At 41.7% G+C, this 12,041-nt stretch carries 11 protein-coding genes and 1 pseudogene; 9 read left to right on the forward strand and 3 right to left on the reverse strand.

Annotated features, from left to right (window positions below; translation table 11 throughout):
* Positions 1 to 300 precede the first annotated feature (300 nt).
* The 9 genes and pseudogenes from NSP_RS20970 to NSP_RS21010 all read left to right on the forward strand — a co-directional run bounded on the left by NSP_RS20970 (position 301) and on the right by NSP_RS21010 (position 8,593).
* Positions 301 to 744 carry an Rrf2 family transcriptional regulator gene (locus NSP_RS20970; protein WP_006198559.1) on the forward strand — a complete coding sequence of 148 codons (444 nt, stop codon included), beginning with the start codon at positions 301 to 303 and terminating at the stop codon, positions 742 to 744.
* Between the two features lie 112 nt (positions 745 to 856).
* On the forward strand, positions 857 to 1,828 hold the full coding sequence (gene cbiB, locus NSP_RS20975; RefSeq protein ID WP_006198560.1) for an adenosylcobinamide-phosphate synthase CbiB: 972 nt from the start codon (positions 857 to 859) through the stop codon (positions 1,826 to 1,828).
* Between the two features lie 92 nt (positions 1,829 to 1,920).
* Positions 1,921 to 2,466 (forward strand): bifunctional pyr operon transcriptional regulator/uracil phosphoribosyltransferase PyrR, encoded by a 546-nt coding sequence (gene pyrR / locus NSP_RS20980; protein WP_006198561.1) that lies wholly within the window; start codon positions 1,921 to 1,923, stop codon positions 2,464 to 2,466.
* 51 nt (positions 2,467 to 2,517) lie between these two features.
* Positions 2,518 to 3,168, forward strand: a complete 651-nt coding sequence (locus tag NSP_RS20985) for an IS607 family transposase (RefSeq protein ID WP_006198562.1) — start codon at positions 2,518 to 2,520, stop codon at positions 3,166 to 3,168.
* 10 nt (positions 3,169 to 3,178) lie between these two features.
* The gene (locus tag NSP_RS20990; RefSeq protein WP_017804394.1) at positions 3,179 to 4,255 is read left to right on the forward strand and encodes an RNA-guided endonuclease InsQ/TnpB family protein; all 1,077 of its coding nucleotides are present in this window, start codon (positions 3,179 to 3,181) and stop codon (positions 4,253 to 4,255) included.
* A 155-nt stretch (positions 4,256 to 4,410) separates the two neighbouring features.
* Positions 4,411 to 4,746, forward strand: a pseudogene (locus tag NSP_RS20995) (sensor histidine kinase); the annotation flags it as partial.
* A 141-nt stretch (positions 4,747 to 4,887) separates the two neighbouring features.
* Positions 4,888 to 5,352, forward strand: a complete 465-nt coding sequence (locus NSP_RS21000) for a response regulator (RefSeq protein ID WP_006198442.1) — start codon at positions 4,888 to 4,890, stop codon at positions 5,350 to 5,352.
* Positions 5,318 to 7,216 carry a hybrid sensor histidine kinase/response regulator gene (locus NSP_RS21005; RefSeq protein WP_006198443.1) on the forward strand — a complete coding sequence of 633 codons (1,899 nt, stop codon included), beginning with the start codon at positions 5,318 to 5,320 and terminating at the stop codon, positions 7,214 to 7,216. Before NSP_RS21000 ends, NSP_RS21005 begins: the two co-directional genes overlap by 35 nt.
* A 144-nt stretch (positions 7,217 to 7,360) precedes the next feature.
* A complete protein-coding gene (locus tag NSP_RS21010) occupies positions 7,361 to 8,593 on the forward strand; it encodes an RNA-guided endonuclease InsQ/TnpB family protein (protein WP_006198444.1) in 1,233 nt (410 codons plus the stop codon).
* A gap of 462 nt (positions 8,594 to 9,055) precedes the next feature.
* On the opposite strand, the gene cysW is transcribed toward NSP_RS21010, so the two are convergent.
* The 3 genes from cysW to NSP_RS21025 form a co-directional block, all read right to left on the reverse strand.
* Positions 9,056 to 9,931, reverse strand: coding sequence for a sulfate ABC transporter permease subunit CysW (cysW, locus tag NSP_RS21015; protein ID WP_006198445.1), 876 nt, complete (start codon positions 9,929 to 9,931; stop codon positions 9,056 to 9,058).
* Positions 9,921 to 10,772: a sulfate ABC transporter permease subunit CysT gene (cysT, locus tag NSP_RS21020; RefSeq protein WP_006198446.1), complete on the reverse strand. Its 852-nt coding sequence runs from the start codon at positions 10,770 to 10,772 to the stop codon at positions 9,921 to 9,923. Before cysT ends, cysW begins: the two co-directional genes overlap by 11 nt.
* Before the next feature lie 100 nt (positions 10,773 to 10,872).
* On the reverse strand, positions 10,873 to 11,961 hold the full coding sequence (locus NSP_RS21025; protein ID WP_006198447.1) for a sulfate ABC transporter substrate-binding protein: 1,089 nt from the start codon (positions 11,959 to 11,961) through the stop codon (positions 10,873 to 10,875).
* Positions 11,962 to 12,041: the final 80 nt, after the last annotated feature.

Raw genomic sequence — 12,041 nt, forward strand, 5'->3', positions numbered from 1 at the left:
CTCAGCTTTGCCAAGTATATTACACTCTCATGTGAAATTGTTACACAATTATCAATATTGTCAAGGCAATCTATTCTCTATAATGTTCATAACTATATCTAATTTGTGATCACTGCTAGACTATATTTGTTGAACTTTCCTCAAGCCCTGCACAAAACTTGTATACTTGGTAAGCTTGATAATGAGAAGACAAGATGATCAGCAAAACTGATCCTTTAATCATTACCATTAGTAATTATTCACTGGTAACAGGTAACAACAAAACGACTGACAACTGATAAATAAACAAAACTTGCCAGCATGAAACTAACTACCAGAGGACATTACAGTGTAAAGGCATTGCTAGATTTAAGTTTACAGCCAGGTTATGGCCCCGCATCAGTCAGATCGATCGCACTTCGCCAAGATATCCCCGCCCCTTACCTGGAAAAGTTACTAATAGAAATGCGTCGGGCTGGATTAGTAACATCAATTCGGGGTAGCATTGGCGGATACCAACTAGCATTAAAGCCGGCACAAATTTCTATAGGTCAAATTTTAGAAGCCGTCGGCGAAACTATTACTCGTTTACCCCATCACACCCCAACACCAGCCCAAACTGAAGATTGGGTAACATTCACTCTTTGGCAAAGACTCAACCAAAAACTCAAAGAAGCTTTATACAGTATTACTCTGGCTGACCTCTATTATGATGCTCGTAGTTGGCAAGCTTCTCTGGGAGAAGAAGCTAGTTTTGTTGTTTAGTCATTAGTCATACAATTTTGGATTTTGGATTTTGGATTTTGGATTCCGATTGACCCACAGATCAATCTAGGGACTTAAGAATTTTAAATTTTCGCTTTCACATAAAAGACAAATGACATCATCTGTGGTTTTGATTTTTGCTGCACTATTAGATTACTTTATTGGTGATCCTTGGGGTTGGCCTCATCCAGTGCAAGTTATGGGCTGGGTAATTTCTCGCTTGAATAAATTTTCTATTCAAGTTTGTCAGAGTTCTATCACACAACGCATAGCGGGAATTATCTTAGGCATAACCTTAATATTTGGTAGCGGCTGTGTAGGTTGGTTAATTATTCAAATTGCTAAAGGACTGCATCCATTGTGGGGAATTGTCTTAGAAAGCATTCTTTTAGCTAGTTGTTTTGCTTTGCAAAGTCTCCGCACAGCTGCGGAAGCTGTGTTAAAACCATTAACAGCCGGAGATTTAGCATCAGCGCGTCATATTTTAAGTAATTATGTCGGTCGAGATACACAAAAACTCTCAGAACCAGAAATTTTGCGAGCTGTGTTAGAAACTGTGACAGAAAATGCTACTGATGGCGTTATGGCTCCACTTTTTTATGCAATTGTGGGTGCTTGTCTACCGGGTGTGGGTTTAATTCCTCTGGCTTTAGCATACAAAGCTAGTAGTACCCTGGATTCAATGGTCGGTTATAAACAAGCGCCCTATACTTATTTAGGGTGGTTTAGTGCTAGGTTTGAAGACTATTTAACTTGGTTACCTTGTCGCTTAACGGTGATTACCTTAGCATTGTTATCAGGTAAACCCCGATATGTTTGGCGAATGTGTTGCCGAGATGCAGTTAAAGATCCCAGTCCTAACTCAGGCTGGAGTGAGTGTGCTTATGCGGCTATTCTGGGTGTACAAATGGGAGGAACAAATTGGTATGGCGGAGTACCTAAACCAAAACCACTACTAGGAGATGCCATTCATCCCATTACGCCAACTGCGATTCAAACTGCTTTATTACTAACTAGATATGCTTTTTTATTGTGGTTAGCGATCGCGATCGCTTTATTATTCATACTAAACCGATCAATATAGAGCATGGGACATTGGGACATATTTACTTTACTTTTCCATTCCCTTGTACAGACCCGATTCATGGACTCTCTAACCATTCCCCCATCTAAACTATGTCTGCCAAAGTAGTTGAAATTCTTTCCTCAGAAGACCTGCGTCGAACCTTAACCCGCCTAGCCTCTCAAATTGTGGAAAAGTCCCGTGATTTATCCCAATTGGTACTCATCGGTATTTATACGAGAGGGGCGCTATTAGCAGAATTATTGGCACGTCAAATTGAGACACTCGAAGGTGTCAACGTCGCAGTGGGAGCATTAGATATTACATTTTATCGCGATGATCTTGACAAAATTGGCTTAAGAACTCCAGCCAAAACCAAAATCCCTTTTGACCTCACAGGGAAAACAGTTGTCCTCGTAGATGACGTAATATTCAAAGGTCGGACAGTTCGCGCGGCTTTGAATGCCGTTACTGAGTATGGTAGACCAGAAGTCATTCGTTTAGCCGTTTTAGTAGACAGGGGACATCGCGAAGTCCCCATTCACCCAGATTTCATTGGTAAGCAACTACCTACCGCTCAAGAAGAAATAGTCAAAGTTTACTTACAAGATTGGGATGGTAAAGATGCAGTGGAATTGATGGGAGCTATCCTAAGTTGACAATTAAATAAACATACTTATACACTTATAGACAAATATCTAAGTGTATTTATGTTTAAACCACATGAATTTGCCGAGAAAATTGGAGTTTCTGTTAAAACACTACAAAGATGGGACAATTCTGGAAAATTACCAGCAAAAAGAACACCATCGGGGCATCGGTTTTATACAGAGAACGACTTATTGATTATTCAGGGATTAAAACCCACAGAGCAACATCGTAAAAATATCGTTTATTGTCGCGTTTCTTCTAATGGACAGAAACCGGAATTGAGGAATCAAATCACCGCTATGGAAACATTTTGTTTAAATAGGGGTTTAGCTGTTGACGAATGGGTATCGGAAATTGGCGGAGGCTTGAACTTTAAAAGAAAGAAGTTCTTATCAATTATGATGTCTATGCTTCAAGGCGAAATCGCAATTATTGTCATAGCTCATAAGGATAGAATGTGTCGTTTTGCTTTTGAATTTATACAGGAGTTATCCAACTCTGTTAATTGCGAAATAATTGTAGCTAATCAAGAATCATTATCTCCTCAACAGGAATTAGTAGAGGATTTAATGGCTATCATTCATTACTTTTCTTGTAGATTGTACGGGCTAAGAAATTACTCTAAAGAGATTAAAACCAATCTCAAGAATGCCATTGACAAACCAGTACATGACATGGCAGAGTTGGACAAACAAGAAATACAGTGTTGAAGGTCGAACAATGCTTTTGTCCATCAAAACAAAGTTGAAATTAACCAAGGCTCAAGAGATAATCATGAGTAAACACGCAGGAATAGCGAGGTTTACTTATAACTGGGGTCTTGCTACTTGGAGACAACTTTACAAAGATGGATTTAAGCCCAATAAATATATACTAAAAAAGTTCTTTAATAACCATGTAAAAACAGAATTTGATTGGATTAAAGAAAAAGGTATTTGTCAGAAAATAACTCAATATGCTTTTGATGATTTAGGGGATGCTTTCTCTAGATTCTTCAGTGCTAAGAGTGATTACCCTAACTTTAAGAAGAAAGGACGCAATGATTCTTTCACTATTGATGCAGGTGGAAAGCCTATACCTGTAGGTGGCAAGTCGATAAAATTGCCTACAATTGGATGGATAAAGACCTACGAAGGTTTACCGCATACCACTTGTAAATCAATCACTATATCTCGTACTGCTGACAGTTGGTTTATCGCCTTTGCTTATGAACAAGAGCATGAACCAACCCTTAAAAAGTATGAAGTTGTAGGTGTGGATATTGGGGTAAAAGAATTAGCTACTCTTTCTACAGGTGTAGTATTTCCTAACCCCAAACACTACAAAACTAACCTGAGAAAACTTAAAAGACTTTCTAGGAAACTCGCCAGAAAGATCAAGGGTTCCAACAATAGGTATAAAGCTAAAATTACATTAGCTAGACACCATGCCAAGATAGCTAACTTGAGAAAGAATACCCTTCACCAAATCACTACTTACTTATGCAAAAACCACGCAAAGATAGTCGTAGAGAATTTGAATGTTTCAGGGATGCTATCTAATCATAAATTAGCTCAAGTAATTGCTGATTGCGGATTTTATGAATTCAAGCGTCAGCTAGAATACAAAGCTAAGAAGTTTGGTTGTGAAATAATCATTGCTGACCGTTGGTTTCCATCGACCAAAACCTGTTCCAATTGTGGACATATTCAAGATATGCCACTTTCAGAAAGAGTTTACAATTGCCAAAATTGTGGGCATTCAATGGACAGAGATTTAAACGCAGCAATAGTTTTATCGAGGTTGGCTAAACCTTGAACGCTTACCGAGGGATAACCGCTCCCATGCTCCCTTTGACGTAAGAAGTAAATGTCTAGCTTTGTCTAGTATTTATCTAGCAGCCAATAACTAGGAATACGGTTTTAATTAAATACACCAAGTTCACCCCCAACCCCTCTCCTGAGTCGGAAAGGGGTAACGCCCTGAAATTTCACCGCCCCCAAATACCGCCTGTTGTCAAACTCTACAGTCAAATTTTGCACAGTCAATCAGATGGAGTTGCTATCGAAAGCGAAATTTGCCAAATCACTGTTGAAGATAATGGGATTGGTTTTGCTCAACAGTATGTAGACCGGATTTTCCAGATTTTTCAACGTTTGCATGGTCGTCAGGAATATCAGGGTACTGGTATGGGTTTAGCTATTTGTCGGAAAATTGCCGAACGACATCATGGGAACATCACTGTACAAAGTACACCAGGACAAGGAGCAAAATTTATGGTCAAGTTGCCGATTAATGGCAATTTCTAGTTATATTCTCCCTGGAGAGGGATTACTTCAATACTGTAAAATGGCATTCTCTAATTTAATCATTTATGCGTCTGACGAGCGTGACTATTTTATAGGAGATTATTCAGGGTGAAGCGTAGTCCAACAAACGTCACAATATTAATGGCGGATGATGATGATGATGACCAGATATTAGTTCGTGAAGCATTGCTAGAAAGTCAATTGCCAATCAATTTGTATATTGTCAGCAATGGTGAAGAGTTGCTGGATTATCTGTATAATCGTGGTCTATATACTGACAAAAGTAAAGCTCCACGTCCAGGGTTAATTTTATTAGATTTAAATATGCCTAAAAAAAATGGGCTGGAAGTGCTGCAAGATATTAAAACAGATCCTACACTGCGGAATATTCCCGTGATTGTGCTGTCAACCTCAGAGGATAAAAAAGACATATACCGTGCCTATAATTTAGGTGCAAATTCCTTCATCACTAAGCCCGTAACATTTGCCGCCTTAGTTGAAATCATGAAAAGTATAGGAAAATACTGGTTTGGAATAGTCCAACTACCACTAGAAAGCGTGGCAGAAATCAATGAACAACGACCCCATAAGAGTTCTGTTAGTTGATGATGATGAAGATGATTATATCTTGACTCGTGATTGGTTTGGCGAATTTCAAGTAGCTGGCTGCGAGTTGTCATGGATAGATAATTATCAAGCAGCAAAGGATGCGATCGCTGCTCAAAATCATGATATTTATCTGGTAGACTATCGTTTAGGAATTCATAGCGGACTAGAACTATTACGTGAAGCAGTAGCCAATGGTTGCTCGTCTCCCATAATTTTACTCACTGGTCAGGGAGACAGAGAAATAGACCTAGAAGCCATGAAAGCCGGTGCAGCAGATTATTTGGAAAAAAGCCAGTTAACTGCACCCTTGCTAGAGCGTTCTATCCGTTACGCAATGGAACGCAAACAAACAGAACAGAAAATTCGCCAACAAGCCGCTTTACTCGACATTGCCACCGATGCCATTTTTGTCCATGATATAGACGACCCTGTTTTATTTTGGAACAAAGCTGCCGAGGATTTATACGGTTGGAAAAAAGCAGAAGTAATTGGTAAAAAAACACACGAGCTTTGGCATGAAAACAATCAACCGCTATTACAAGAAGCATTTCAGCATCTGATGCAACATGGTTCCTGGGAGGGAGAGTTACATCAAAGAACCAAATCAGGCAAAGAAATTATTGTTGAAAGCCGTTGGACATTAGTGCAGAACTTCGGTAATAGACCACAATCTATCCTAGTTGTCAATACTGATATCACCCAAAAAAAACAACTAGAATCTCAATTTCTCAGAGCGCAAAGATTAGAAAGCATTGGCACATTAGCAAGCGGTATCGCCCATGATCTTAACAATGTTCTAGCTCCAATTATGATGACAGCACAACTGTTAGAGTCACAAATGCATGATGAGCGCTCTCGGCGGTTGTTGCCCATTTTGATTTCCAATGCTAAACGTGGAGCCAGTTTAGTTAACCAAGTATTGTCATTTACCCGTGGTCTTGAGGGAGAGCGTACCCTTTTGCAATTAAAGCATTTAATTATAGAAATTCAGCAAATTATTAAAGAAACTTTTCCCAAGTCAATAGAAGTTACTAGCCAAATTCCCCCCCATCTTTGGACTGTATCTGGTGATGCTACACAACTACATCAAGTGCTAATGAATTTGTGTGTTAATGCGCGTGATGCCATGCCCAAAGGCGGGAATTTAAAAATCTTGGCGGAAAATCTTTTAGTAGATGAGAATTACGCCAGAATGAACATTGATACTCAAATTGGTTCTTATGTCGTCATTACTGTTATGGATACGGGAATGGGTATTTCCCCAGAAATATTAGATCGAATATTTGAGCCATTTTTTACAACCAAAGAAACTGGTAAAGGCACTGGGCTGGGTCTTTCTACAGTTATGGGAATTATTAACAGCCACGGTGGTTTTGTCAAGGTACAGAGCCAACCAGGAAAAGGCAGTCAATTTCAGGTTTATTTGCCGGCACAAGATATTACAGCAACCATAGAAGAAGTAGAACAAAGTTTGCCCCAAGGTAATGGAGAATTGATTTTAGTTATAGATGATGAAGCCGCTATTTTGGATATTACGAAAACAACTCTAGAAAACCATAATTACCAAGCAATTACAGCCAGTGATGGTATTAAAGCCATAGCTTTGTATGTAGAACATCAAGCTCAAATATCTCTTGTTTTAACCGATATGGTCATGCCTTATATGGATGGGTTGAAAACTATTAAGACCTTGCGAAAAATTAACCCAAATGTGAAAATAATAGCCGTCAGTGGACTAGCCACAACTGATAAAGTAAAAGCGGCTCAGGATGTTGGCATTAAAGCCTTTTTAGCCAAACCTTACACAGCTAATCACTTATTGCAAACCATTACCGCCGTCAAAAGCAGCCAAAAAATTTAATTGTAGATTTTGTTGTCTCAACCTGATGAGACTGGGAACATTGAGCAAAAATCTTATCGGAAAACTGGGTTTAAAACCCCGTCCTTCTAGGACAGCTTTATGCTTTTTGTGGTAGTATAATAGTGTGGTGAATTGGTCGATTCCATGATTGTTTACGAGTTCAAAGTCAAGGGAAAGGACAAGCAGTATCAGGCGATAGACGAAGCAATTCGTACTAGCCAATTCATCCAGAACAAGTGTTTACGCCACTGGATAGACAACAAAGACAAAAAAGTTGACAAGTACGCATTAAATAAATATTGTGCGGTACTCGCCGCTGAATTTTCCTTTGCTGATGAACTTAACTCAATGGCTAGACAGTCTGCGGCTGAACGTTCCTGGAGTGCAATAGCTCGGTTTTACGATAACTGCAAGAAAAAGGTTTTGGGTAAAAAGGGTTTCCCGAAGTTTAAGAAAAATTGTCGTTCAGTTGAATATAAATCAACTGGATGGAAGCTTTCTGATACTCGCAAAGTCATCACCTTCTCTGACAAAAAAGGTATTGGAACCCTAAAATTAAAGGGAACCTATGACCTTAATCACTATGATATCAAGCAAATTAAGCGTGTCCGTTTGGTACGCCGTGCTGATGGATACTATGCTCAATTTGCGGTTGATGTTGATGTGAGAGTAGAGAAACAACCCACAAACCAAGTTGTTGGTATTGATTTGGGATTGAAATACTTCATTGCTGATAACAAAGGGAATGTAGAACCTTCACCCCAGTTCTACCGTAAGTCAGAAAAACAGTTAAACCGTGCTAACCGCAAGAAATCTAAGAAGTTTAGTGCAGCTAAGAAAAAAGCCAAGCAATGGCAATCAAACAATTACCACAAAGCTAGAAATAGATATGCCCGTAAACATTTAAGGGTAAGTAGGCAACGAAAAGAGTATTGCAAGAGATTGGCATACTCCGTCATCCAATCTAATGATTTGGTAGCCTATGAAGATTTAAATGTGAAAGGGCTAGTCAGAAATCGACATCTAGCTAAATCAATTAGTGATGCTGGTTGGTATACTTTGCGCCAATGGTTAGAATATTTTGGTCATAAGTATGGGAAAGTAACAGTTGCTGTACCACCCCACAATACAAGCCAAAATTGTTCTCACTGTGGTCAGAAAGTAAAGAAATCTCTGTCTACCAGGACTCATATTTGTCCGCACTGTGGATACGTGGAAGACAGAGACATCAACGCCGCAATCAATATTTTGAGGATAGGACTCAGTACGGTAGGGCATACCGGAACTTACGCTACAGGAGATTTGCCCTCTTGGGCGGTTGGTGCAAACCTGCTGTCTAAAGGCGAGTCTATGAATGTAGAATCTCCGCACCTTTAGGTCGGAGAGTGTCAACTCAGTGAACTCAAGCAGCCGGAACCTCACCCTGGTTTTGCTATGCAAAACCTGTCCCTCTCCTTAGCAAGGAGAGGGTTTGCGGTAACTCGGTAAGCGATATGAGAATGCAGTGTTGAACCTGGGGGGATCATCTGTGTTCATCTGTGGTTAATTACTAGCTATCTTCCTGCTATATAAAACCTAGACAAAACTAGACTTTACTTTCTACTTCAACGGGAGCATGGGAGCAGTTATCCCTCAGTAGACTTTCACGCCTTAGCCAGACGCGATTGTGTTCCAATTAAGTTTCTGAAAAAGACTACCACCATCATTGCTTGGTTTTCGCGTCGGCAATAGTCTCAATTCAATACTTGATATCACCGTATTATATATCAAGTAGTTGATTTTTTCCTAAAATATATATTGATTTTTGTCAATATAAGTATAGTTTTGTCTATGAAATTGTCAACTTAGGACTTGCTCATCTTTCATCCGAATGCGACGCTCAAACAGCTCCTTAATCACCAGAGTCGCCCCAGCCAACCCAGCTAACACCACCGAAGCGGCAAAGGCACTTTGGGAATCATAATTACGATAAGCCCCTTCCACATATAGAGTCAGAGTCTGAGTACGGCCAATTAAATTACTCGAAACCACAGCAATAGCACCATACTCTCCCATAGCACGAGCAGTAGTGAGAATAATGCCATAGAAAAGTCCCCAGCGAATAGAAGGTAATGTGACGCGCCAAAAAATCTGCCATTCTCCAGCCCCCAAAGTTTTAGCAGCTTCTTCTTCTTGAGTACCCACTTCTTCCAATATTGGGATAACTTCACGAGCCACAAAAGGCATTCCCCCCATCATCGTCGCCAGAGCAATAGCAGGGAACGAAAAGATAACTTTGATGTCCAGGGACTGTAGTACAGGGTCAAGTAGCCCATTGCGTCCATAGAGGGAAACCAGCATTAAACCCGCCACAATGGGCGAAATTGAAAAAGGCAAGTCAATAATACTGAGTAACAGAGTGCGCCCCCGAAACCGACGGCGGGCAATTACCCAAGCTGCACATAGTCCAAAAATTACGTTTAGCGGCACAGCTACTCCTACAGCCAGAGCCGTGAGGCGCAAAGCCTGAGTAAAATCGGGGTCGATGAGAGTAGCGAAAAACGGGACTATACCCCGGCTAAAGGCTCCAATAAATACATAAAGGGTGGGAAGAACCAAGACCAGCCCTAAATAGCTGACTACCGCCGCAATCAAAGCAATTTTGCCCCATTCTCTACCCTTTTCGGACTTTGCTCCACCGCCGAGAGACTGGGTAGATTTAGATTCAACCGTCATAACTTTGCCTCCAAGCTTGCAATAAGTTGACCATGAGCAACAGTACCAGGGAAATCAGTAATAATACCGTGCCAATAGCCGTAGCTCCAGCCATGTCATTTTGTTCGAGGCGCTGGAATACTAGGATGGGGGCAATTAAATCTTTATAGGGAATATTAGCCGCAATCAAAACCACTGAGCCATATTCTCCCACCGCACGGGCAAAAGCTTGGGTTGTACCAGTCAGGATAGCAGGTATAAGCGGCGGTAGCACCACCCGCCAACAAGTTTCCCATTGGGAAGCCCCCAAAGACCAGGCAGCTTCTTCGATGGTATAATCTAGCTCTTGCAGTACAGGCTGCACACTACGAACCACAAAAGGGACAGAAATAAATACCATCGCCACAGCTATCCCCAAACGAGTGAAAGAAACCCTAATGCCAAAGGGGGCGAGAAATGAGCCAATCCAGCCTTGCTCGCTGTAAACTGTGGTGAGGGTGATACCTGCAACTGCTGTGGGTAGGGCAAAGGGTAAGTCAATCACCGCATCTAAAACCCGCTTTAAAGGGAAGTCGTAACGCACCAACACCCAGGCTGTAGCAGTGCCAGCCACGCAATTAATAGCGGCCGCAAAGAAGGCAGTACCAAAGGTGATGTTGTAGGTTGACAGAGCAACAGGGTCGGTAGCCAGCCGCCAAAACTCAGCAGGTGAAAGGGTTGCAGCCCGCAGCATCAAGGCGGATACAGGCAGCAGTAGGACAATAGAAAGATAAGTAATAGTAACTCCCCACGGCAAAGAAAAGCCCTTGAACCAACTTTTGGGCGCGGGGGGGAAAGTAGACTGTGGGTGGGAAACTGTCATAGTTGAGGAAAGGGGGCAGGGGGCAGGGGGCAGGGGGGCAGGGGGCAGGGGTAAAGAAACTTACCACTTTCCCCACTCAGCACTTAGCACTGTTTTAATCCTAGCGTCTGGCTATATTGGTTTGGATATCGTCAAAAATTGCGCCATCGGCAAAGAATTTGGGGCTGACTTGATTCCAGCCGCCAAAGTCTTCGATGGTGAACAGGGTAGAGATTTGGGGATAAGTATCGGAAAATTCCGCGACTACTTCCGGAATCACAGAGCGAAAGCCCACTTTGGCGAATTCTCGCTGGGCTTCGGGGGTAAAGAGAAACTGCACAAAGGCTTCTGCTACTTCGCGATGACCTTGCTTATCAACATAGCTATCTACTATGGCAATGGGGCTATCAATAGAAATATTAATATCGGGGACTACGTAAGGTAAATCCTGTCCTTGCTGTTTAGCTAAGATGACTTCGTTTTCATAGTTAATCAGGGCATCTCCCTGTTTTTGGACGAAGAATGCATCAGTGGCTTCACGGGCATCTCTTGGTAAAACTGGCACGTTGCCGTAGACTTTAGTCACAAAGTCTTTGGCTTGTTCTTCAGTGCCGCCTGTTTCGGTAACTTTCCCCCACAATGCCATGTAGTTCCAACGAGCGCCACCAGAGGTTTTGGGGTTAGCGGTGATTACCTTGACATCATCGCGGGCTAAATCATCCCAGCTTTGAATATTTTTGGGGTTGCCTTCACGGGTAACAATTACGCCCACTGAACGGTGAACAATACCGTCGCCGTTGGGTGTCTTTTTCTCCCAGCCTGGTTTAATCAGTCCAGCATCCTGAATTTGCAAGGTGTCTGCTGATAGGGCTAGGGCTACTATGTCGGCTTCTAAACCGTTAATCACCGCACGGGTTTGGGAGCCTGAACTGCCGTAGCTTTGACCAAAGGTGACGGTCTGTCCGGTTTTTTCTCGCCAGTGTTTGGCAAATAGAGGAATAATATTTTTATATGCGGCGCGGGTGACGGCGTAGCTCACTAGGGTGAGTTCTTTTCTTCCGGAAGCGCTACCACTATTACCAGGAGAGCAGCCAGCGATGCCTACGGCGAGCAAAGCTAACGCACTAGTCAAGCTCACTACTACCAAAAACAACGAAATAAAGCTTTTTAAAGATGTGCGTTGCCATCGATTACAATTATCCAGCCACATACCGACCTGATGCTCCCGAATTTTAATCTACAGTTAATCTATCAAGATTTAGTATCTTAGCAATTAGTCATAGATATTAC

Origin of the sequence: Nodularia spumigena CCY9414 (assembly GCF_000340565.2) — a bacterium.
GTDB classification, from domain to species: domain Bacteria; phylum Cyanobacteriota; class Cyanobacteriia; order Cyanobacteriales; family Nostocaceae; genus Nodularia; species Nodularia spumigena.